This is a genomic window from Spirosoma areae, from assembly GCF_054781775.1.
In genome coordinates this window covers 285,998-308,256 of the sequence record NZ_BAAGTT010000052.1, presented here as the reverse complement: position 1 = coordinate 308,256, position 22,259 = coordinate 285,998, and the positions used below count along the sequence as shown (strand labels likewise).

The following is a 22,259-nucleotide window of genomic DNA, read 5'->3' as shown; positions in this document are numbered from 1 at the left end:
GTAGGTACACCGGTCGATCACATACAAACAAGTTTGTATTTTTTCTCAGCTTGTCACGCTTACGACGGTCCCACTTTCGCCGGACACAAGCGTGAGCGTTGCGCCAATCGTTCGGGCGCGGGCCTGTAGATTTTTGAGACCAATACCTTCCTGAGTCCGAACGCGGGACGTGTCGAACCCCCGCCCATTATCAGAAACAATCAATTGCCACTCCGTTGGCGTCTGGCGGAACAGCACCTGACCTTCGGTAGCGTTGGCATGTTTTATACTATTGTTGATCAATTCGTTCGCCATTCGGTAAAGCTGTCGGGTCTGCGTGTCGGACAAACGCATTACACCATCCGTTGCGGCAGTTTCGTGGGCGAACGACAGGCGCAGGGAATTCGTCTGGCAGCACTGTTGTACCCGTTCGGCCAGAGCGGCTGGCAATCCTTTCTGCATCAGGTCAGGGGGCAGGCTGTCGCGGAGAATCTGGTTGACATTGGCATCAGTCTTTGCGATTAATTCAAGGGCTTCTGTCAGCAAAGGCGATTCAGGAAGGTTAGTCAGCAGGGCGCGGGTTTTGCTCAGTCGGCCACCCACATCCGTCAGGATGAGGTCACCTACCTGCTGCCGTTCTGATTCCAGCACGTCGATAATGGCTTCGTTGGTATGCTGCCGGGTTTGAGCCAGGTTAATCTGCAACCGCCGTTGGTCATCGGTGGATTTGCGGTAACGGTAGGCCAGCAGATAAGCAAATATGACGATGTCGATAAAAAAGATGACCATCAGAATCAGGTAGGCATCCATAAAGAAGATGCCATCCGCCCGATACCGCATCATGTTTTGAGCAATGATAAAAAGCTGACAGGCGAACTGAATGCCAAACCCGGCAGCGTACAGTTGCTTAACAGTATCGTGAGACTTCAGCCCAACGGCAATGATGACAGGAAACAACAAAAAAGCGCCAACTGCCATCCAGGTATGAATCTGGGTAACAAGTTTGTAGGTGCCGGTATAGGTTTCGGTAAGGCCGGTGATCTGACTGATGACCAGCCCCATAAACAGGCCAAAAAACGTATATTTAACAACCTGCGTTAATCGAAACAAGCGGATCGATTCGGTACGAAGCGCCAAAAAATACTGTTGAAACAGGAATAGGGAGGGAACGTATAGCCACAGCGCCAGAATCACGGCATCCGGGTGGTTAATGGCCGGCATCCGGGGCCACAGGTATTGAAAGCCAAGCCCGGCATCGGCAAACTGCCGAAGCGCCAGCGCCAGCACATACAGCCCATAACAGCCATAAACCGGGTCGCGGGTGGTGGCAAAAAACAGGAAGGCCAGCAGGACAATCAACCCGATGACGCCCGAAAAAATGCCCCACAAAAAATACTCGCGCTGCTCTTTGTCTTCAAAATCGTTGGTGCGCCACAGGGTTAGTTCGGTAACCAGATTCTCATGGCGCTTGTCGAGCCGGAGGTAGTACTCAGTCGGTTGCCCCGTTTCGACGTTCAGCAAATAAGCAAACGTTTTGGTAGGCGAAGGCCGCCGGGCAAATGGCAACCGACTGCCGGTTTTACCTAATGAGGTGATAACCCCGTTTTTTCGTTCAAACAGGTCGAGCCGGTCAATGGTATGGTTGCGGATTTCAAGTGTCAACTCCTTGGGCAGACTGTCGGCTTCGACACTAAACCGAAACCAGTGTATCGACTCGGTGTACCCTACATTAATCCGCCGTTTGCGAACCGGCCGGAACGAACCGACCCGCGCTGCCTCCTCAGCCGTTGTTCGTCCGCCCGTGTCTTCCCAGTGAAAGAATGGTGTGATCTGCTCGGTGAGCGCGTTTACCGAACGAAGGTGGTAGGCAGCCATACCCAGCACGATGGCCACCACAACCACAAACAAGATGACCAGATTTCGGATCATACCGGAACGGAGTTAGCAATCGGCACACTCATCATGACTGAATTTCCCGCGTCGGTAGCGTCGAAAAGCAGGTCGGCTTTGAGCAGGCCAGCTTTGGCACGGAGGTGGGCTGCATCGGTATGGGCTACCGGGGCCGGCAATCCATCGTCCTCTACCGACAGGTTTAGTTCCTGATCGTGGTAGAGTAGCTGAACAAGTACTTCGGTCGTCTGACGATGCTGCCGGGCATTGCGAATCAGTTGGGTGGCGATGCTGAACAGCAACTGCTCGCGTTGCTCACCCAGAGACTTTGCCTGCCCCAAACTCACAAACCGTACCGGTACGCCCCGTTGGCCCAGTTTACGGCTTACTTCAGCAATGGCATCGGCTACATTCCGTTGCTCCAGATGATGGGGCAGCAACTGGTGCGAGAGGGTACGGAGTTCGTCGGCGGCCTCATCGATGAGGCCCTGCGCCTTTTCGAGCCGGTGGGATGGGGCCGTTCGGGCCAATCGGGAAAGATACCCTTTGGCCGTAGCCAGCAGCGGGCCAATATCATCGTGCAGGTCCTGAGCCAGCCGTCGGCGTTCATCTTCCAGCGACGCAATGACCTGTTGCTGAGCCTCCTGCCGACTTTGCAGCAGGTTTAATTCTAACTGCTGGTTGTGCAGTTTAGCCTGCGAATAGCGGTAGGTCAGCCCATACGTAAAAAACACCAGGTCGGCCAGAACACTTAGCCCCATCACGACATACGTTTCTATATCGAAGGGCAGGGGCCAGCCCCGTGCCTGGCAAAAGTTCATGATGGTCACGAGGGCATAGCCCGTGAACTGCACTGCCAGGGCGTAACTATAATAGCGAACCACTTTTTCGCGCTTGTTTTTCCTGTGCTCCTGTTCGTAAAGACTAACGCCCATCAGCAGCACCATCACGGGCACAAAACAGGAAGTAGCGAGCGATTCCACCTGGTACATATACGTTTCGCGACCCGGCACCTCCAGCCAATGCACGGCAATAGCCGTCACAAGTGCCGCCGTCACGACGAGTTTGAACGCATTGACCCACCCATACATCCGGCTGTTCCGGCGGCTCTGGTGAATGAAAAACTGCATGAAGGTTGTTTGGGCCACCATGGCCGCCCAAACGTAGAGATACACCGGCGAAAATTCGTTCAGGTACGGCACCGTGGGCCACAGATACTGAAACCCCAGCCCTGCGTCGGAAAACAGGTGCATCGTAATAAAGTGCAGATACAGGCTGTACCACAGGTATATTCTGTCGCGCAGGGCCAGCAGCAGGACTATGTTCAGCACCAGCACGATGCAGATGATGCCCACGTAAATTCCCCACAGGAAGTATTCGGTGCGGTCGGAAGCCACAAACGCCGGTCGGTGCCAGAGCCGCACAAAAAAGGACAGAATGGCGTGGGGCTGCTTCACCCGAAGAAAGTACCCGACCCGCTGCCCCGCCAGGAGCCGGATGGGAAACACATAATTATTATTCTGATAAGGTCGCTGACTGTACTGAAACCGGTCGCCGGTTGGCCCTACCGACTCAATACGACCCGCATTTACCTCGGTTAGTTGCAGTTCGTCGAGGTTGGCGTACTCGATTTCGAGCATCAGCCGCGTCTGCTTTGGGGTAGCGGGGGCCTGTAAGTCAAAAAAGAACCAGTGCGTAGCGGTGACATTATACCCGAAATCCTGCCGATTGGTCAAACTTGATGCCGGTTGAAACTGGCCCGCCTGCTGGCGTTCAAGTACCTGCCGGATGCTCAGTTGGCCCGTCGAATCGACGAAGTGACGCAGGTTATCCCGGAGCGAAATCTCACCTGTGGCATCGAACCGGGCGGTGGTAACCCCTGCGGGTTGCCGGGCTGGCTGTGCATGGCCAGGAGCGGTCAGCAGCATCAAAACCCAGAGGCAACCGAAACCTTTCATTGTGAGGATCAAGAGGGAAGGCCAAAAGAACGCGGTATTTCGTCAAAATACAAACTTGTTTGTATGGATTTGCCCTGCGCCAATCCGCCACCTTTGTATCACCCAAACGGGATAGCATCTTTCTCTTTTTATCAATCAAACCAGTATCATGAAAAATACACTTAGCCTGCTAACGTTTTGTCTGATTGCAATTTGTGGTTGTAAAGAACAGGTTATTACCAGTCAGGAACGAACAACGTCCACCGCTCAGGGATCAGCTCGCGAAAGTAGCGGGGGCGGAATCATCAATCCGGGCGGGCAGACCCTGCCCCCGCCAACGATTACCAAACAGACCTTTATTCCCGACTACAAGCCGTTTGCTGAAACCAAATGTCAAACCTGGCGAATTACGTGGCCCACGTATCCGGCGGGTACGGACCCTAACCTGATTCCAACCGTGTTTACTGCAGCCAATGGGGCGCTGAACAGTTTCCAGTATTTAAACAACACGTCGGCCTCCACTACCTACAAGACTAATTTTAACCTGTATAACAACACTAAACTGGAAACGGCCAATACCCTTTGGACGGAGTTGACGTATGCTTACGGTGCCGGTCAGAAGATGGAAATGGCCTGGTTTTATAAGACGAATTATACAGTCAGCAAAATTGAATACATGGTTAAAGAACGGCCATCTCTGTTTGGGACCTATTGGGAAAGCGCGTCGTTTGATGTGTATAATTTATACACCGAATTTACCTACAAGCAAGGCGACATATTTCTCTTTAAACTGGGCAATCAGAATCCGTATCGCTATGGCGGGGTTCGGATTGTCTCCATGACACCCCGCATTATTGAGGTTTACTTAGCCGAACCCAATAACTGATTTGGCTCCGTCCCCTCAATCGATACGCCACGTTTGTCTCACAAAACGGGCTAAAATCCTTCCTCTTTTACCGATTCAGAACCATGAAAACGACACAAACAGTAGGCATCATCGGAGCCGGAGTCAGCGGCTTAGTCACAGCAAAGACCATGCGCGAACACGGTTTTTCGGTGGTGGTATTTGAACGCGAAGCCGAATTGGGCGGGGTGTGGGCCTCCACCCGCCGATATCCCAACGTGACCACCCAAAACACCCGCGACACCTACACGTTCTCGGACTTTCCAATGCCCAAACACTATCCTGAATGGCCCACCGGCCAGCAGGTACAGGAATACCTGACCAACTACGCCCGACAATTCGGTATTCTGCCTTCTATTCGCTTCAGCACCAGCGTTGAGTACACCGAAGCGGTTGAGGAGGGTGCGGGGGGCTGGGTGATTCATACCTTGCAACACGGCCAGCCTAACCAGACAATGGTCGATTTTCTGGTGGTTTGCAACGGCGTGTTTAATGAGCCGAACAGGCCCCAGATTCCAGGGCGGGACGTGTTCGGGGGAACGGTTCTGCACAGCACGGAATTCCGGCAGCATCACCTCGACGCGGCCAGACACCAGAAGGTAGCCGTGGTGGGTTTTGCCAAATCGGCCCACGATATTCTGTCGCAGGTGAGCAACGTTTCCCAGAAGCCCGTTTGTATTTATCGGGAGGCTAAATGGAAGATGCCCCGTATTTTCTGGGGCCTGAACTTTAAGTATCTGTTGCTGAGCCGTTTTGGTGAGTCATTATTCCCCTACCGGTTTTTGTTTGGCCTGCATGCGTTTCTGCATGGTCCGCTCGGCAAACCAGTTACAAACTTGCTGGTGAAGGGTTTAGGCAAGTTAGTGTCGGCCCAACTGAAACTCACAAAGAGCGGCCTGCTGCCCGATAAACCCTTCAATAGCATCGCCAACTGTTCTATCGGCTTAACATCCGACAACTTCTATGAGCGGGCCAGGTCGGGTGAGATTCAATTAGAGCGGGGCGAGATTGCCCGCTTCGTATCCGATGGCGTTGTGCTCAGCACTGGCCGGAAGATCGTGGCTGATCAGGTGATTTTTGCCACGGGCTTTCGGCAAACGGTGCCTTTTTTCGGTGAAGCCATTAGCCAGCGAATCCGCAACCGGAAAGGGTGGTTCCAGTTGTACCGGAACGTGCTGCCCGCCGATGTGCCGAACCTGGCCTTTGTTGGGTATAATCCCTCGCTGTTCACGCCATCCACGTCGGAACTGGCCGCGCATTATTCGGCCCAGTATTTCAAGGGGCAACTGAATTTGCCCGATGCCCAGGCCATGAAGCTTGAAATTGCCCTGCACCACGAATGGCTGGGGCAGCGTGCTCCGCACAGCAATGCGTCGGGTACGTGCATTATCCCGTTCTCGTTTCATCATGCCGATGAACTCATGCACGACATGGGCCTGAACACCCGCCGGACCCGTAATCCCATTGCTGAGTTTATGGCCCCGTTCAACCCAGGTATTTACCAGGGGCTTACAAAGGAATTGCAGGCGCTTCATAAGGCGAAGACGGTAACAAAAACGGCTTCGGCTGTGGCTTCCGGATTGTCGGGCAGAAACAAGTTGTTGGCGTCATTATCGGATGACGGGTAAATGATTTGCTTTTTTGGCAGCGGCCCCACCACTACCCGTTGATGGAGCAATAGGCGCCTTCTCTGCGCGCCTATTTTGTTCTACTGATGGGTTCGCGAACTACAAACTCACACCCCGTTTCCAGGGCATAAAATCGTCCTGACCCAGCAGTTGAGCTTTGGTCTTATAGCTTCCACTCGCCAGGTCGATGCAATAATCGAATAAGGCCCCGGCCGTTTCTACAATGGTTTTTTCGCCGTCGATAATTGCGCCACAATCAAAGTCGATGAGGTCCGGCATGTTGCGGGCCAGCCTGGTATTGGTCGACACTTTCACTACCGGACAAATAGGATTGCCCGTCGGCGTGCCTAAGCCGGTCGTGAAGAGGGTGAGCGTTGCACCGGCGGCTGCCTGACCGGTGGTAGCTAACACGTCGTTGCCGGGTGTACAGACCAGATGCAGGCCCGGTTCCCTGGCAATTTCAGTGTAGTTCAATACGTCGGCAATGGGGGCGCTCCCGCCCTTTTTGGCGGCTCCGGCCGATTTGATGGCATCCGTAATGAGGCCGTCTTTAATGTTTCCGGCCGAGGGGTTCATGTCGAATCCGGCTCCTACGGCCTCGGCTTTGCTCGCATAGTCGCGCATGAGGGTTTCAAACTTTCGGGCTTTGTCCTCATTCACACAGCGGTCAATCAGTTCCTGTTCTACCCCGCAGAGTTCAGGAAATTCGGCTAAATAGGTCGTGCCGCCCAGCGCCACGACCATGTCCGACAAGTGCCCCAGAACGGGGTTGGCCGAAAGGCCCGAAAACCCGTCGGAACCCCCGCATTTCAGACCAATGTTGAGTTTGGAAAGCGGGGCCGGTTGCCGTTCGTGTTTGTTGGCCTCTACCAACGCCATAAACGTCTCCCTGATAGCCGCCGACAACATAGCAAACTCGGTGCCATAGGCTTGCTGCTCAAAAAACAGAATTGGTTTATCAAACCGGGGCGGTCCGCCGTTGCGGTTGCGGCTGTTGATTTCGTTCTTTAAATCCGAAAACTGGGTTTTCTGGCAGCCCAAACTCAACACGGTGATACCCGCTACATTGGCATTATGGGCATACCCCGCAAACAGGGCCGCCAGCACGGCCGACTCCTGATTACTCTCTCCGCACCCCGACTCGTGGGTCAGAAACTTGATACCGTCGAGGTTTTTGAACAGTGGCTGAGGGCCTGACGTCTCGCCCTGGGTGGTGGGATTATAGGCGTTTACGGCGTTAGCCCCGCCCGTTTTGTAAAGGGTAACCAAGTCTTCGGTCTGCTTCAGATACGTATCGGGAAAGGCATAACCGAGGGCTTTGTCGAAGGCATCTTTGAGTTTGAGGATATTCCGGTTTTCGCAAAAAACGAGTGGAATTACTAACCAATAATTAGCCGTACCGACCTGCCCATCGGAGCGCGGAAACCCCATAAACGTTCGGTCAACCCATTTAGATACGTCGGGGGCCTGCCAGTTGGTTCGGGGTTTGCGTTTATCCACCGAATAATCATCCGACTCATGCTTGAGGTTGAAGGTGGTGATTTGTTCGCCCCGTGCAATAGGCTGGGTCGCTTTGCCCACCAATACCCCGTACATCGTGACGGGGTCGCCGATGGCTAAATCGTCCGTAACAAATTTATGCTTGGCAGCTATCGGGCGGGGCAGGGTGTACCGTTCGCCATCATAGTCGATCATTTCGCCCGCTTCGAGAGTACGAAGGGCCACAATCACATTGTCGGATGGGTTGATTTTTAATACGGTTTGGCGCATTTTTGCTATACTTATACCCCTCCTTAGGCGTTCGAAATCAGCACGTAACAACCCTGCCCTTTGCGGGATGTGGGGTATTTACGGTTTTTGCGTGACGGTATTGACCAGCGTACCAATGTGGTCAATCGTGATACGGATTTCGTCGCCGACGGCCAGTGTGAATTCGTTGGGGGGAACGATGCCGGTACCGGTCATCAGGAAAGCGCCGTGAGGAAACGAGGTTTCGCGGAATAAATAGCCGACCAACTCGGTATGGCTTCGTTTCATGCGGTTGATGGAAATTGTACCATCGAAAACGGTTTCGTTGTCTCTCAGAATGGCAATGCTGATCCGGGCGTCCGGGTCGATGGGTTGCGCGGCTACGTACAGACAGGGGCCAATGGCGGCCGCGCCATCATAACTTTTAGCCTGGGGCAGATATAGCGGATTTTCGCCTTCAATATCCCGCGAACTCATGTCGTTGCCGCAGGTGTAGCCAACAATGGTACCGCTCGACGTGGCAAAAAGCGTTAGTTCGGGTTCAGGCACGTTCCAGGCCGAATCGCGCCGGATCAACACGGCATCGCCCGTTCCGACGGTTCGTGCGGCAGTCGCTTTGAAGAACAGTTCGGGCCGGTCAGCGTCGTAGACACGAGCATAGAAATCACCACCCCCCGCGTCCTTCGACTCTTCCATGCGGGCTTCGCGGCTTTTCAGGTACGTCACGCCCGATGCCCACACTTCCTGTTGCTGAATGGGAGCCAATACGCCGGTTTCAAGCGTCTTCTCCAGCGAATCATCAGCAGAAAGGGTCTGGATTTCAGTGGTCAGGGCGTCGAATAAATCGTCCCGATTGATATAAACGTCCCAGTCCATTTGCGGGGAACGGTAGAAATGGCCGTTCGATTCAATGACGATGCCCTGACGGGTGCGATACAGTTTCATTTGAAAATAAAGGGTGAAAGAGTGATGCTTCGATGCCTGTATCAGTTAACATTAACCTTGTCCTATACCCGTAATTGAGTGCAAAGCAACACGGAAAGGCGATACAGTTTTTATGAAGTCTTAGCCAATTCTGGTGAAATAGTATCAACTTTGCCAAACTACAGCGTTTATTCTACAAGTATTTCATGCAGGCTATCTTCCGTAAAGTTAACCCTTCGGCCGACTATTCGTTTGTGGCCCGGACCGACAAGCTGCCTTTTCTGTACGATAAATGGCACTTTCACCCCGAACTGGAGATTAACCACATTGTAAAAAGCCGGGGCACCCGGTTTGTGGGCGATAGCATAGAGGAGTTCGACGAAGACGATTTGACGTTTCTGGGAAGTAACCTGCCGCATGTCTGGAAAAACGACCAGACGTATTTTTTGCCCGGTGCTCCGTTGCGGGCCGAGGCCAGGGTCATTCAATTTCTACCCGACTGCTTCGGACCGGATTTTCTGAACCTGAAAGAAATGGAAAGCATCCGACGGCTTTTCGACAAATCGAAACGGGGATTACGCATTATGGGCCAGACAAAAGAGGAGGTGCTGACCCTGATGACTCAATTAATGGAAAACCCCAGTGGCGTGCAGCGGATTGGCGTATTTCTGCATATCCTGGACCTCATCGCCGAATCGGACGAGGTGGTTTTTTTGAGTAGTGACGGGTTTCTGGACTCGTATCACCGCTTCGATACTGATACCATTAACCGGGTTTATGAGTTTACGCTGTCGCAGTTTCACCGCCGGATTCTGATTGACGAAGCCGCCGCTGTAGCTCACATGTCGGTGGCTAATTTTTGCCGATATTTCAAAAACCGCACCCAAAAAACATACATTCAGTTGCTGACCGAAGTCCGCATCGGCTATGCCTGCCGGATGCTCATCGAAAACAAAAAAAGCATTCAGCAAATCGCTTTCGATTGTGGCTTTCATAACCTGTCGAACTTCAACCGGTCGTTCCGGCTGCTGAAAAACCAGAAACCCACGGCGTATCGGGCGGCTTTTGGCGGGTGAGTTGATTCAGGATGTAGCTGCCCACATTCCTGCAAAATGGATCGCCAGAACTAATCAGTAGATTGTGTGCCGTATAACCAATAAAGAAACGAAACGCATGAAATACCCCATCTCCTTATATTCAGTACTCGCTACGTTGTTGATCGTTTTTATAGCTGTTAATCAGCCTGTTAGTGCACAGAGTAAGTCAACTGTCAAAAATATTTATGGGCAGAATAATCTGATTGCCTGGTGCATTGTACCCTTCGACGTAGCTAAGCGGGGTCCTGAAGAGCGGGCCGAAATGCTCAATAAACTACATATTACCAAGTTGGCGTATGACTGGCGCGACGAACACATTCCCACGTTTGATGCCGAACTGGACGCACTTAAAAAACACAATATCGCCCTACAGGCATTTTGGCTCAACTCAGGCCCCAATCCGGAAAACGATAAAAAATTGACGGCCATTCTGGATGTACTGAAGCGGCATAAGGTGAAAACCCAAATCTGGTGCATGATTAGCAACATAAACGGGCTGGATGCCATGACGCAGGAGGAAAAAATCAAAACCATCGCAAAACCGGTAGGGTACATTGCCGATAAAGCCGCAGAAATCGGGTGTACAGTTGGCTTATATAATCATGGTGGGTGGTTTGGCGACCCCGAAAATCAATTAGCCATTATTGACTACCTGAAAAAACCAGCCATTGGGATTGTCTATAATTTTCACCACGCCGAAGCCGACATCGACCGCTTCCCAAACTTTTTTCCTAAAATCCTTCCGCACTTGCTGGCGTTGAATCTTTCGGGACTAAAAAAAGGCAATCCGGTAACAGTCGTTCCGATTGGTCAGGGCGATGCCGAGTTAAACATGATGCGGATTGTCAAGAAAAGCGCTTACACAGGCCCCGTTGGCATCATCAATGAATACACAGCTCCCGATGCGGAGGTGGGTCTTAGGATGAACATAGACGGATTGAAACGACAGCTTAAGGCATTGGGCGATTCTGCCGCCCTGAAAACCTATAGGTGAACTGGCAAAACGAAGGCTGGTTAACGAAAAAACGTCTTTGCCCCGAACCCGTATGGCCGCTAACCTTCCCACCGAAATGGGTTGGTCCAGTCCTGCCTAATCCGCGTGGTAGTGAGTCACCTCTTCTATAAACATCAATCGCTATGCAATTAAACCAATCCTGAATTCTGACGTTTTTACCTGCCTTCGCCGGACTTGAGGCCAAAATGCGCTAAAATACTTTAGCTCTTCGCTAATTTCCCTGAACTTCGCTACGGTTAGTGCCGCTACTTTTGTGGGCATAGCGGGTTGTATTATTTGGGTAAAAAGTATGTCATTATCTCTCTTCAATTTATCGGGTAAACGGGCGCTGGTCACGGGAGGCACGCAGGGCATCGGCTATGCCATTGCCAAAGGTCTCGGCGAAGCGGGGGCTTCACTCGTGATTAATGGCCGGAATGTGGAAAAGCTCACCCCCTGTATTCAGCAGTTGCAGGAAGCGGGACTTGAAGCGGCACCTGCTTTATTTGACGTTACGGATGCCGAAGGGGTAAAATCCGGAATTGCAGCCATCGAAACTAACATCGGTCCGATTGATATTCTGGTCAACAATGCGGGGATAATCCGACGTGCTCCCGCCGAAGACATAACCGAAGAAGACTGGAATGTGTGCATTCTCACCAATCTGACCGCTCCGTTTATGGTCGCTAAATACGTTGGCCAGCAAATGATTCGTCGCAAAAGGGGTAAAATTATCAATATCTGCTCGCTGATGAGCGAGTTGGGCCGGGAGACCGTTACGGCCTACGCAGCGGCCAAAGGGGGCCTAAAAATGTTGACGCGCAACCTGGCAACGGAATGGGCGCAGCATAACATTCAGGTCAATGGTATTGGACCCGGTTATATGGCGACGCCCATCAATACCGACTATCGGGAAGCCGGAAATCCGCTCAACGACTACATCATCAGCCGAACGCCCGCCGGACGCTGGGGAACACCCGACGACCTGGTAGGAGCAGCCGTATTTTTAGCCTCCGGTGCCTCTGATTTCGTGAACGGCCAGATTATTTACGTCGACGGCGGATTGCTAAGCTCGTTCGGTAAGCCACTCACTAACGCTTAATCAGCTACTCACATGAAGTTATCCATTGCCATTGCCGATACGCACGCGCTGCCGAGTGCCTTCGTCGTGTATCGGGGGTTTCAGACCTGCATTCCCAAAGCCGCCCGATTAGGGTTTAACGGGGTTGAACTGGCCTTAAAACGGGCCGATGAAATCAACACCGGGCAACTCCAAACCCTGCTGGCCGACAACCAAATTGAGGTTTCGTGCATCTCCACCGGGCAGGTGTATGCCGCTGATGGGCTTATGTTTACCGACCCCAACCCGACTAAACGAGCGCAGTTGAGGTTTATTTTCAGGGAATTAATCGACCTGGCAGCCGAGTTTGGTCAGCTTGTCAACATTGGGCGGGTGCGGGGGCGCATTGGCGAACGCCCGCCAGCCGAACCGGTGCGCCGGAGCGATGCCCCGGCCGAGCAGTTGTTCATCGACCTCGCCCAGGAGTTGTGTGAATACGCACAGCCCAAAGGCGTGACGTTGATTCTGGAGCCCGTCAACCGCTATGAGATTGATTTCATCAACAGCGTGGAACAGGGCGTTGAGCTGATGAAAAAAGTGAACCGGCCAAATATGATGCTCATGCCCGACGTGTTTCACATGAACATCGAAGACCGGACCATTGGACCCGAACTGGCAAAGTACATCGACTTCGTCCAGTACATTCACTTCGCCGATTCCAACCGATTGGCACCGGGGCAGGGGCATTTAGATTTTCATAAAATACTCAGTCATCTTTTTCACGCCCATTACGACGGCTGGGTCTCCGTTGAAATTCTGCCCAAACCCGACCCCGATACAGCCGCCCGACAGTCGGCGGAATTTCTGCTGCCGTTGCTGAAAGCGTACAACGAAAAACGGGTGGAAGTTAATGGCGTGGTAGGTGCTTAATCGTTTATGTCGAAGTAATAGGAGAACAACAAACCTAAACCGGCACCCCAAAGTATCCAGGCTGCGCCGTGTAGGGCTACTTCAACCGATTGACTATACAATTGCCTGAACCAGACAAGCGCGATTGCATCTAAAAACGTAGCGGTAAATGTCATAATCACTACTGGTTTTAGCAGTTCATCAAATCGCAGCTTACTTATCAAGGTAGTGATGTACATCGACAAGAGTGTTAACGGAATCGCAAGGACAAAAAACAGAATCAACTTCGGGTTACTTTCCGTGAAAACCGTTGTTCCAAAAAACCGAATAATCAGGGCGCCATTAAACCAGAATACCGCACCCAGGAATACGAGAAGAACTAATTTTGATTTGCTCATCTGCCGGAGATTTAAACGTTTCCGCAAACTTGAGCAGAAGAAACGAGCTATTTTAGACGCTACCGTACAGAGCTGCCTTTTTTCAGTTCGTTGACTTGAAATGCCTTTACCATCGTTTTCAGGTCATTTACATAGTTTACCAGCCACTCATAAGACAATGTCTCTTCAGTTAATTGCAGGTAGAAGTTTTCAAGGCTTAGGTCTAAAACCAGTTGAGCCAAATCTGAATTATCCGTCAACCCGAGCATTTCTGCCCAAATGCTCAGAATTGCGTTGCCAACTTCTTCGCTTGATTTTTCGAAGCAACGCCTGAATTCCAGAACATACCTATGTATTCGTAATTGTCTATTGAAAAATAAGTCCTGTTTTACGTCTAAAAGCAAGTTCAACAAATCGGGAATAACATGTTTGCAGTTCCTTTCCCTGTCGGCTATACTACTTGTTCTTTCAAGATGATAGTTGAGCAAATTTTCGATGAAAACATCAAGGTCAGCAAAATGATGATAAAAAGACGATTTGCTTTTACCTACAGTCCGTGCAATGACTTCAACCTTTAGTCCTTTGGGGCCTTCTTTAGCGAATAAGTCATAGCCTGTTAAAATCCAGGGTTGTTTATTTTCATTTTTCATTGTTCACTGATTATTGTGGGCCGCTCTAAAATTACCACTAACTATGGAAAAGCCTCAGCTCTTTATTGGATGTGACCACGGCGGCTATGCCCTAAAAGTGGCCTTAGTCAGGTACCTGACCGAAAAAGGCTATACGGTGACCGATGTTGGCTGTGATTCGGAAGCCATTGTGCGGTATCCCCTTTATGCCGCCAGTGTAGCTAAAGCGGTGTTGGCAGCTGACAATGCCAAAGGAATTTTGCTTTGCTCAACGGGCATTGGCATGAGCATTATCGCCAATAAATTCAAAGGAATTCGGGCCGCCTTGTGCTACAGCAGCTATCAGGCCCGCATGACATCGGCACACAACAACTCGAATATTCTTTGCCTGGGCGGGCGGTGCGTTGGGGTTTTTGAGGCTCAGGATATGCTCGACAACTGGTTGGAAACGCGCTACGAGGGCGGCAGACACGATATTTCGCTGGGCTTAATCGAGGAGGCTGAACAGGTCAATTTCTCGGATATGCAGTGGTTGCCCCAGGAGAGGGAGTAAATGGTGGTTAGGGTGGCGCGTTGGGTTTGAGAACCGCGCGGGCGGCCCCGCCGACACCACACTAACTACTCGGCAGGACGCTATTTTCCTGCCCATATTAACAGATTCAGCATATGGCTCTCCAATACTTGCTAAAATACTTTAAGTATTGGCTAATTGACTTTATCTATCGACTGTTTTGATAACACATATTTGTATCATGCTTTTGACCAAAATTTTCTCTTCTTAATACCAAAAGCCAGCTAACATGAACCGGTTATTTCCCCTTCTTTTTGCCGTCTGTTTCGTACTGGTTAGCACGACTATCAGTGCTGGGCAGGAACGCAAACCCATGCAGATTCCCGCCGAAACGATTCAGGATAAAATTCGGGGGGGATTGCTGGGGCAGATTATAGGCAATCTTAATGGATTACCGTATGAGTTCAAGTACATCAAAGAGGCCGGGGATTTGAAAAACTACGTCCCGTCGCTGCCCAACGGTGCGTTCACCGATGACGACACCGATTTTGAGTGGGTCTATATCTACACCATGCAGAAGAAACGGACGGTCTTTCTGCCTTACCCGGACATTGATGCGCTGTGGAAAGAACGAATTAACCGGAGCATCTGGAGTTCCAACCGCTACGCCCGGCATTTGATGGATATTGAGATGAAACCGCCCATGACGGGCCTGATGACGCTGAATCCGTGGGCCGATTTCAACGTGTCGGGGCAGTTTTTGTGCGAAACCTTTGGCTTGCTGGCACCGGCCATGCCCCAAACGGCAGCTAAAATCGGGTTGCACTATACCAAAGTAGCCATCGACCACGAACCGGCCCAAACCACGCAGCTTTTTACGTCGATGATTGCCACCGCCTTCGTTGAAACCGACGTCAATAAGATTTTAGATGCGGGCATTGCTGCCATCGACCCCAAAAGCAATACACTTAACATCATCAACGATGTCAAACAATGGCACCGCCAAAACCCCACGAACTGGCAGGAAACCCGCCGACTGCTGAAAGAAAAATACACCCAGGAAAATAGCGGCCGACGAGACCAAAATGGAACGGAACTCAATACGGGGGCCATCCTCATCGCTTTTTTGTATGGAGAAGGTGATTTTGCCGAAACGATTAAATTGTCGTTCAATCTGGGATGGGATGCCGATTGCAATGCCGCTACGCTGGGAACCATTCTGGGCGCAAAGGAAGGGTACCGAAAAATGATGAGTGAAGGCTGGATGATTGTTGACCGCTACAAAAACACCACCCGCGACAACATGCCGATGGACGAAACCATCACCAGTTTTGCCGACCGCCTGATTGACCTGTTTGAATTAGTCAACGAGACGAACGGCGGCAAAAAAACGATTGTAAACCAGACGGTTGTTTATGAGATCCCGACCGAGATCCCGGCACCGGTGGACCAACTACTAACCCACGAAAGCCAGAAACTGGCGCTTCAAAATCAATATGCTAAAGAAATTGCCGACCATCTTCTCACCGGCACGAAAGAGCAAAAAGCACGGGCGGCTTACATGGCGGTTTGTTTAGATTTGGATAAAACGCTAAGCCAAAAGTACCCTGCCCAGTGGAAGCAGGCCTGCTACGATTTGAGCGGCTATTGGCGGGTGATGAACAACATTTTCTTCGGTAATTTCATTAGTCTGGGCAAACTGAAAGATAAGTTCGTTCGGGCTGGCTTCAAAACCCCGTCTAAACAATACGGCGACCAGGAAATCTACGGCAACGTGGTGGTCTGGAAAGACCCGGTCGGGCTATACCCCAACTGATTTCAGATTTGGGATGCCGGATTTATTGCCGGGTCGGCGCATCCGTTCTTCGGCTTTCGCGTTAGCCAAATCCGAAATCTGACATCCCAAATCTGAAGTAATACCTACTTTCTAAACCCTCAATTTTTATGAATGCCAGCTCTAAACTAGCGTTGGTCGGGAGACTGTTGAAAAAATGGACTGTTTTTTCGCTTTGCCTGGCCCTGTGGAGTCCCGTTTTGTCGGGGAAAAGCCCCACGTCAAAATTTTTAGTAACGGGAAAAGTAGTCGATGGGGCCAACGGAGAAGCCCTGCCGGGTGTCAACGTACTGGTGGAGGGAACAACGATTGGTACGGTAACCAATGCGGAAGGTAAGTACGCAATCGATGCCTCAAAAGCAGATGCCGTACTGGTTTTTTCGTATGTGGGTTATACGCTCGAAAAGGTGTCGGTAGCCGGCAAGACCGTTATCGACATCAAACTCAATGCCGATGCCCGCAAATTAGACGAGATTGTTGTGGTTGGTTATGGAACCCAGAAAAAAGGGGATGTAACCGGAGCCATTTCGTCTATTTCACAGAAAGCCCTGAAGGAAGTGCCTGTAACCAATGCCTCTCAGATGCTTCAGGGCAGGGCTGCCGGGGTGTATGTGTTAACGACGGATAATAAACCGGGGGGTAATGTGTCGGTTCAGATTCGGGGACGGCGGTCGTTCAGTGCCGGTAACGATCCCTTGTATGTTATCGACGGCATTCCCATTAGCGGAGGTATCAACGACATTAACCCCAGCGATATTGAATCGATAGATGTCTTAAAAGATGCCTCGGCCACGGCCATTTATGGGTCGCGGGGGGCTAATGGGGTCATTATCGTGACGACCAAACGAGGCAAGCCCGGCAAGCCAACGGTTAGTTATGAGACGTATGTGGGCGTGTCGAAGATTCAGCGCTACGCCGACCTCATGAATGGCCCGCAGTTTGCCGAATACAAGCGGGAATCCCGGCGGGCCGTCATCAATCCGGCTACGGGTAAACCCGCCTACGACGACACAGACCCGCAAGCCGATGCCAAACTGTTTGAAGCTGTTGAGTTAGAATCCATCGCCCAGGGCCGCACCACAGACTGGCAGCGGCTGATGATAAAGACGGGGAGCGTGCAAAATCACGCGCTCAGTGTTCTGGGCGGCACCGACAATACACGCTATAACATCGCCTTAGGCTACTTTAAGGATAAGGGCATTATTCCGGGCCAGGATTTCACCCGGTATACCTCCCGCATCAACATCGACCAAACCATCGGGCAACGCTTCAGGATTGGAACGTCCACACTGGCTTCCTACAGCGAACGCAACGGCGAAGATGTCAATCCCTACGGTCAGTCGGCTGACTTTGGCGCCATTGGCGAAAACCCACTCGGAAAACCTTACGACGACAGCGGCAACCTGATTTTTCTGCCCACCAGCGATGGACTCCGCAGCAACCCCTTATCCGAACTGGTGCCGGGTGCGGTCATTAATAAACGAAAGACGTTTCGCTTACTGAGCAATCTGTACGGCGAAGCCCAGCTTCTGGATGGTCTGCGGTTCCGAATGAATTTTGCCCCCGACCTGCTTCGGAATAAAAAAGGCGATTTCAGGGGGACGTATACCAATGTACGTCGGTTAGGAACGCCATCAGCCACTTCCAATGACGACTTTACACTGGCTTATACCTGGGAAAACATTCTGACCTACAAAAAAGCACTTGGGCAGAAGCACACCCTTGATTTTACCGGTCTGTACAGCTTGCAGGTCCGTCAGTACGAACAGTCGAACGTCAATGTTACGGGCCTTCCCATCGAATCGCTGGAGTATTACAACCTGGGCGCAGCCTCAACGATTACCGGGGTAGGCAGCGCCTATGAGAAGTGGGCAATTCTTTCGTATATGGCCCGCATCAATTACAACTACGACAACCGGTTTTTATTCACCCTGACGGGCCGCGCCGATGGGTCGTCCAAGTTTGCTGAGGGTAAAAAATGGGGCTATTTTCCGTCGGCGGCTGTTGGCTGGAACATCATGAATGAGCCGTTTATGAGCGGCAACAAGCTATTCACGAACCTGAAACTGCGGGCCAGTTACGGCGCAACGGGCAATGAAGGCATCTTACCCTATCAGACCCTGAGCTTACTCTCCCGAACCCAGTATGATTTTGATGGTACGGCTGCATTTGGCTATCGCCCGTCAAGCATTCGCAATTCGGGACTTCGCTGGGAAACCACGATTACCTTCAATGCGGGCATCGACTTTGGCTTAGTCAACAACCGGATAACGGGGGCCGTAGAAGTCTATCAGTCAAAAACAACGGACCTGTTGCTGCCTCAACTCCTGCCCATCACGAGCGGCTATACGTCGATACTGTCTAATGTTGGCTCAAAGCAGAATCGGGGCATCGAGTTTTCGGTGTCGACGCTGAATATCAGCGCTAAACAGGCAGGTGGGTTTGAGTGGAGTACGGACTTAAATCTGTTCGCCAACAAGGAACAAATCCTGGAGCTTTCGCAGGGAAAGGTCGATGATGTGGGCAACCTGCGGTTTATTGGTCAGCCCGCCCTTGTGTATTATGATTTTGCGAAGACCGGTATCTGGCAGTTGGGCGAAGACGAACTGGCCAGGAAAAACGGGTCGATTGTGGGCGGCATAAAAGTCCAGGACGTGAATGGCAACGGCGTTATTGACCCCAACGACCGGCAGATAATCGGCTCCGATGTGCCTTCCCTCACGGGGGGTATGACGAATCGGATGAGTTATAAAGGGTTCGACCTGTCGGTCGTGCTGTTTTCCCGGTTTGGCAGCACCATTCAGAGTCCGTTTCATGGCTCATTTCGCTATCTGTCGGGACGGGTCAACCAGTATACTGTCAACTACTGGACCAAAACCAATCCAACGAACGACTATCCCCAACCGAACGTGAACCAGGAGTCACCAATTTATGGGTCGACGCTATCGTATTTCGACGGCTCATTTACCAAAATCAGAAACATTACCCTCGGTTACAATGTCACAGCGACGTTCGCCCAGAAGCTGAAAATGCAGTCGTTGCGGGTGTATGTAAGCGCCCAGAACCCGTTTGTAATTTCGACCTACGTTTCCAGATACAACGGCATCGACCCAGAATTCCCTACCTCCAGCACACCACCGGTCCGGTCATTTTTAGCGGGTTTAAACGTCAGGTTTTAACAACACTCCTCATGAAAACAGATAAAATACCCTACCTCCTGAGCCTTCTGCTGCTCGTGATGGCCTGTAATAGTCAGCTTGACGAGGATGTTCGCACCCAGCCTACAGACAGCTATCTGAATACGGCAGCCGGTTTTAATGATGCCGTTAATGGTTCTTATGCTTCGCTGAAGACGGTTTTTACGCAAATCGAAGACAACGGCCTCATTTCCATGATGACCACGTTTGGCACCGATACTTATACCAATGGGTTCGACGGGGCTTTTAAGAATTTCAATTTTTACAACAGCGACCTGAACCCGCGCGATAAAATTGTTACGTTTAACTGGAACAACCTCTACACGTCGATTAACACCTGCAATGCGGTCATTAGCCGGGCATCCCAAGTGGCTGGTCTGACCGATGTCGTCAAAAATGGGCGGGTTGCCGAAGTTCGGTTCATCCGTGCTCAGTATTACTTCATGTTGGTTCAGCTTTGGGGGTCGGTTCATTTAACCCTCACGGAAACAACGGACGTACAAACCACAGCGAGCCGGGCACCCGTTAAGGATATTTATGACGCCATCATCGCCGATTTAGAGGTTGCCGCACAAACGCTACCCGCCACCCAGACCCAATATGGGCGCGTGACCAAACCAGCCGCCGAAAATGCACTGGCCAGCGTTTATTTAGCCCGTGCCACCTCCGAAGCCAAACAACCCGGTGATTATGCCAAAGCCGCCGAATTAGCCAAGGGGGTTATCAGTAAGTACAGTTTCAAATTGCTGGACGATTTTGCGAAACTATTCGAGCAGGGAGCCGGCGAAAAAAATACCGAAGTAATCTGGTCGATTCAAAGCAATAAGGATGTCATCTCGAACGGGCCGGGCAATACGATGCACTTGTATTTTGGGATGAAGTACGACGACTTAATCGGGATGCAGCGCGATGTCGCCAACGGCCGCCCCTACTGCCGCTACAAGCCAACGGACTTTACCCTGAACACGCTGTTTGACCGGCAATTGGATAGCCGGTATGATAAAAGTTTTAAGCGAACGTATTACTGCAATAAACCCGGCACCTACACCATCAATGGCAAATCGGTTGCGCTGGCTGCGGGCGATACGGCTTTCTACATAGCAGACCGGGAATGGACAGCCGCCGAAATCAGCCGGGCGAAGTACGTCGTTTACACCCCCAGCAAGCAAACTGAACGGGTTTTCCCCACGTTGGTTAAACACCTTGATCCGCAACGGGTCGGCGTAAATGACCAGCCAGGTTCACGGGATTTCCTGTTCTTTAGGCTGGCAGAAACCTATCTGATTGCCGCCGAGAGCCTGATGATGAGTGGTAATCCGGCTGAAGCGGCCACGTATATCAATACCGTTCGACGTCGGGCTGCTAAAACGGGGGCTACAGCTACCGAAACGGAAACGAACCGAAAGGCGATGGAGATAACCCCTGGGCAACTAAATATCGATTTTATATTAGATGAACGGGCCAGAGAACTTTTAGGGGAAGGTAATCGCTGGATTGACCTGGTACGGACGGGAAAATTGCTGGAACGGGTAAAAAAATACAACCCCGCTGCGGCCGTCAACATTAAAGATTTTCATGTGTTGCGGCCCATCCCTCAGCAACAAATTGACCGAACAACAGGCGAATTCAGGCAAAACCCGGGGTATTAAGGGTTGGTAAATGAATAATGTACAGTGAATAATGAATAATGTGTAAAGGAAAATGAATAATAGATAAATTCCAGTGAGCCTCGTACATTATTCATTATTCATCTGCTTATGAAACCGATTCTGAAAATAGTCAACACCCAGCAGAGCGAAGCCTTCCAGATTATGAAGGTGAATGACCCGTACTTTTTCCCGACCTGGCATTTCCACCCTGAACTGGAGATCATGCTCGTGCAGGAAGGGTCGGGCATTCGGTTCGTGGGCAACAGCATGGAACGGTTTCAGGCGGGCGATTTGGTCCTGTATGGCAGCAATATTCCGCACCTCTACCGCTCGGATAAAGAATATTATGCAAAAGACACCCCGTTGGTATCACGGGCGACGGTCGTTTATTTCAAAGAGAACTTCCTGGGCGACAGCTTCTGGCAACTGCCGCCCATTGCGCCTATCAAAAAGTTGCTGGCCCTCTCGAAGCGGGGCATTAAGTTCAACGGCAAAGCCAAAGCCGAACTACAGCGACAGATTCAGCGCTTAGACGAACAGACGAACAGCATTGGCCGCATCATTGACCTGCTGTCGATTCTTCAGCTAATGGCCGAAACCAAAGACTACGACCTGCTGCTCACCAGCGATTTTACCCGATACGTAAGCGAAGATGAATGCGAACGCATCAACAAAGTCTATCAGTTCATCATCGACAACTACACCGAAAACCCCACGCTCGATGATGTCTCGAAGGTCGCTAACATGAGTTCGACGGCCTTTTGCCGCTATTTTAAATCGCACACCAACAAGACCTACACGCAGTTTTTGAACGACATCAAGATTGATAACGTCTGCCGGTTGCTGCTCGACAATAAACTGACCATTTCGCAAATATGCTTTGAAACGGGCTTCAATAATTTTACCCATTTCAACGACCAGTTCAAAAAGATTACGGGCAGTACACCGAAACAATACCAGACAACGCATTTGAATCGGTAACCAACTCTTC

At 51.2% G+C, this 22,259-nt stretch carries 17 protein-coding genes; 11 read left to right on the top strand and 6 right to left on the bottom strand.

Going from position 1 to position 22,259, the window contains the following annotated elements; genetic code table 11:
• Positions 1-45: 45 nt before the first annotated feature.
• Together ACYVI1_RS30190 and ACYVI1_RS30185 are read right to left on the bottom strand one after the other, a co-directional pair.
• Positions 46-1,908 (bottom strand): sensor histidine kinase, encoded by a 1,863-nt coding sequence (locus tag ACYVI1_RS30190; RefSeq protein ID WP_460915277.1) that lies wholly within the window; start codon positions 1,906-1,908, stop codon positions 46-48.
• Positions 1,905-3,827, bottom strand: coding sequence for a sensor histidine kinase (locus tag ACYVI1_RS30185; protein WP_460915275.1), 1,923 nt, complete (start codon positions 3,825-3,827; stop codon positions 1,905-1,907). Before ACYVI1_RS30185 ends, ACYVI1_RS30190 begins: the two co-directional genes overlap by 4 nt.
• Positions 3,828-3,975: 148 nt before the next feature.
• Here ACYVI1_RS30185 and ACYVI1_RS30180 point away from each other — a divergent pair, with 148 nt between their 5' ends.
• Both ACYVI1_RS30180 and ACYVI1_RS30175 read left to right on the top strand, forming a co-directional pair.
• Positions 3,976-4,692 (top strand): hypothetical protein, encoded by a 717-nt coding sequence (locus ACYVI1_RS30180; protein WP_460915273.1) that lies wholly within the window; start codon positions 3,976-3,978, stop codon positions 4,690-4,692.
• Between the two features lie 83 nt (positions 4,693-4,775).
• The gene (locus tag ACYVI1_RS30175; protein WP_460915271.1) at positions 4,776-6,338 is read left to right on the top strand and encodes a flavin-containing monooxygenase; all 1,563 of its coding nucleotides are present in this window, start codon (positions 4,776-4,778) and stop codon (positions 6,336-6,338) included.
• Positions 6,339-6,437: 99 nt separating this feature from the next.
• On the opposite strand, the gene ACYVI1_RS30170 is transcribed toward ACYVI1_RS30175, so the two are convergent.
• Both ACYVI1_RS30170 and ACYVI1_RS30165 read right to left on the bottom strand, forming a co-directional pair.
• Positions 6,438-8,108, bottom strand: coding sequence for a UxaA family hydrolase (locus ACYVI1_RS30170; protein WP_460915269.1), 1,671 nt, complete (start codon positions 8,106-8,108; stop codon positions 6,438-6,440).
• Positions 8,109-8,186: 78 nt separating this feature from the next.
• On the bottom strand, positions 8,187-9,032 hold the full coding sequence (locus ACYVI1_RS30165) for a fumarylacetoacetate hydrolase family protein (RefSeq protein WP_460915267.1): 846 nt from the start codon (positions 9,030-9,032) through the stop codon (positions 8,187-8,189).
• A gap of 185 nt (positions 9,033-9,217) precedes the next feature.
• Between ACYVI1_RS30165 and ACYVI1_RS30160 the strand changes: the two genes are divergently transcribed.
• The 4 genes from ACYVI1_RS30160 to ACYVI1_RS30145 all read left to right on the top strand — a co-directional run bounded on the left by ACYVI1_RS30160 (position 9,218) and on the right by ACYVI1_RS30145 (position 13,092).
• Positions 9,218-10,087: an AraC family transcriptional regulator gene (locus tag ACYVI1_RS30160; RefSeq protein ID WP_460915265.1), complete on the top strand. Its 870-nt coding sequence runs from the start codon at positions 9,218-9,220 to the stop codon at positions 10,085-10,087.
• Positions 10,088-10,184: 97 nt separating this feature from the next.
• The gene (locus ACYVI1_RS30155) at positions 10,185-11,102 is read left to right on the top strand and encodes a sugar phosphate isomerase/epimerase family protein (protein ID WP_460915263.1); all 918 of its coding nucleotides are present in this window, start codon (positions 10,185-10,187) and stop codon (positions 11,100-11,102) included.
• A 310-nt stretch (positions 11,103-11,412) separates the two neighbouring features.
• Positions 11,413-12,204: a gluconate 5-dehydrogenase gene (locus tag ACYVI1_RS30150; RefSeq protein ID WP_460915261.1), complete on the top strand. Its 792-nt coding sequence runs from the start codon at positions 11,413-11,415 to the stop codon at positions 12,202-12,204.
• 12 nt (positions 12,205-12,216) lie between these two features.
• Positions 12,217-13,092: a TIM barrel protein gene (locus ACYVI1_RS30145; RefSeq protein ID WP_460915259.1), complete on the top strand. Its 876-nt coding sequence runs from the start codon at positions 12,217-12,219 to the stop codon at positions 13,090-13,092.
• Here the strand turns inward: ACYVI1_RS30145 and ACYVI1_RS30140 are convergent.
• On the bottom strand, positions 13,089-13,469 hold the full coding sequence (locus ACYVI1_RS30140) for a DUF5367 family protein (RefSeq protein ID WP_460915257.1): 381 nt from the start codon (positions 13,467-13,469) through the stop codon (positions 13,089-13,091). The two genes, ACYVI1_RS30145 and ACYVI1_RS30140, sit on opposite strands and share 4 nt — an antisense overlap.
• A 59-nt stretch (positions 13,470-13,528) precedes the next feature.
• Complete coding sequence (locus ACYVI1_RS30135) at positions 13,529-14,098, bottom strand: TetR/AcrR family transcriptional regulator (RefSeq protein WP_460915255.1); 570 nt, start codon at positions 14,096-14,098, stop codon at positions 13,529-13,531.
• A 43-nt stretch (positions 14,099-14,141) separates the two neighbouring features.
• Here ACYVI1_RS30135 and rpiB point away from each other — a divergent pair, with 43 nt between their 5' ends.
• From rpiB to ACYVI1_RS30110, 5 genes are all read left to right on the top strand, one after another.
• On the top strand, positions 14,142-14,630 hold the full coding sequence (gene rpiB / locus ACYVI1_RS30130) for a ribose 5-phosphate isomerase B (RefSeq protein ID WP_460915253.1): 489 nt from the start codon (positions 14,142-14,144) through the stop codon (positions 14,628-14,630).
• 247 nt (positions 14,631-14,877) lie between these two features.
• On the top strand, positions 14,878-16,404 hold the full coding sequence (locus tag ACYVI1_RS30125) for an ADP-ribosylglycohydrolase family protein (protein ID WP_460915250.1): 1,527 nt from the start codon (positions 14,878-14,880) through the stop codon (positions 16,402-16,404).
• 128 nt (positions 16,405-16,532) lie between these two features.
• Positions 16,533-19,601 (top strand): SusC/RagA family TonB-linked outer membrane protein, encoded by a 3,069-nt coding sequence (locus ACYVI1_RS30120; RefSeq protein WP_460915248.1) that lies wholly within the window; start codon positions 16,533-16,535, stop codon positions 19,599-19,601.
• A gap of 11 nt (positions 19,602-19,612) precedes the next feature.
• Positions 19,613-21,268, top strand: a complete 1,656-nt coding sequence (locus ACYVI1_RS30115; protein ID WP_460915246.1) for a RagB/SusD family nutrient uptake outer membrane protein — start codon at positions 19,613-19,615, stop codon at positions 21,266-21,268.
• Positions 21,269-21,376: 108 nt separating this feature from the next.
• The gene (locus ACYVI1_RS30110; protein WP_460915243.1) at positions 21,377-22,249 is read left to right on the top strand and encodes an AraC family transcriptional regulator; all 873 of its coding nucleotides are present in this window, start codon (positions 21,377-21,379) and stop codon (positions 22,247-22,249) included.
• Positions 22,250-22,259: the final 10 nt, after the last annotated feature.

What these genes read in the sequence shown, in the direction of transcription:
- ACYVI1_RS30190 (WP_460915277.1), bottom strand. Translation starts at nt 1,908, where the DNA reads ATGATCCGAAATCTGGTCATCTTGTTTGTGGTTGTGGTGGCCATCGTG.
- ACYVI1_RS30185 (WP_460915275.1), bottom strand. Translation starts at nt 3,827, where the DNA reads ATGAAAGGTTTCGGTTGCCTCTGGGTTTTGATGCTGCTGACCGCTCCT.
- ACYVI1_RS30180 (WP_460915273.1), top strand. Translation starts at nt 3,976, where the DNA reads ATGAAAAATACACTTAGCCTGCTAACGTTTTGTCTGATTGCAATTTGT.
- ACYVI1_RS30175 (WP_460915271.1), top strand. Translation starts at nt 4,776, where the DNA reads ATGAAAACGACACAAACAGTAGGCATCATCGGAGCCGGAGTCAGCGGC.
- ACYVI1_RS30170 (WP_460915269.1), bottom strand. Translation starts at nt 8,108, where the DNA reads ATGCGCCAAACCGTATTAAAAATCAACCCATCCGACAATGTGATTGTG.
- ACYVI1_RS30165 (WP_460915267.1), bottom strand. Translation starts at nt 9,032, where the DNA reads ATGAAACTGTATCGCACCCGTCAGGGCATCGTCATTGAATCGAACGGC.
- ACYVI1_RS30160 (WP_460915265.1), top strand. Translation starts at nt 9,218, where the DNA reads ATGCAGGCTATCTTCCGTAAAGTTAACCCTTCGGCCGACTATTCGTTT.
- ACYVI1_RS30155 (WP_460915263.1), top strand. Translation starts at nt 10,185, where the DNA reads ATGAAATACCCCATCTCCTTATATTCAGTACTCGCTACGTTGTTGATC.
- ACYVI1_RS30150 (WP_460915261.1), top strand. Translation starts at nt 11,413, where the DNA reads ATGTCATTATCTCTCTTCAATTTATCGGGTAAACGGGCGCTGGTCACG.
- ACYVI1_RS30145 (WP_460915259.1), top strand. Translation starts at nt 12,217, where the DNA reads ATGAAGTTATCCATTGCCATTGCCGATACGCACGCGCTGCCGAGTGCC.
- ACYVI1_RS30140 (WP_460915257.1), bottom strand. Translation starts at nt 13,469, where the DNA reads ATGAGCAAATCAAAATTAGTTCTTCTCGTATTCCTGGGTGCGGTATTC.
- ACYVI1_RS30135 (WP_460915255.1), bottom strand. Translation starts at nt 14,098, where the DNA reads ATGAAAAATGAAAATAAACAACCCTGGATTTTAACAGGCTATGACTTA.
- rpiB (WP_460915253.1), top strand. Translation starts at nt 14,142, where the DNA reads ATGGAAAAGCCTCAGCTCTTTATTGGATGTGACCACGGCGGCTATGCC.
- ACYVI1_RS30125 (WP_460915250.1), top strand. Translation starts at nt 14,878, where the DNA reads ATGAACCGGTTATTTCCCCTTCTTTTTGCCGTCTGTTTCGTACTGGTT.
- ACYVI1_RS30120 (WP_460915248.1), top strand. Translation starts at nt 16,533, where the DNA reads ATGAATGCCAGCTCTAAACTAGCGTTGGTCGGGAGACTGTTGAAAAAA.
- ACYVI1_RS30115 (WP_460915246.1), top strand. Translation starts at nt 19,613, where the DNA reads ATGAAAACAGATAAAATACCCTACCTCCTGAGCCTTCTGCTGCTCGTG.
- ACYVI1_RS30110 (WP_460915243.1), top strand. Translation starts at nt 21,377, where the DNA reads ATGAAACCGATTCTGAAAATAGTCAACACCCAGCAGAGCGAAGCCTTC.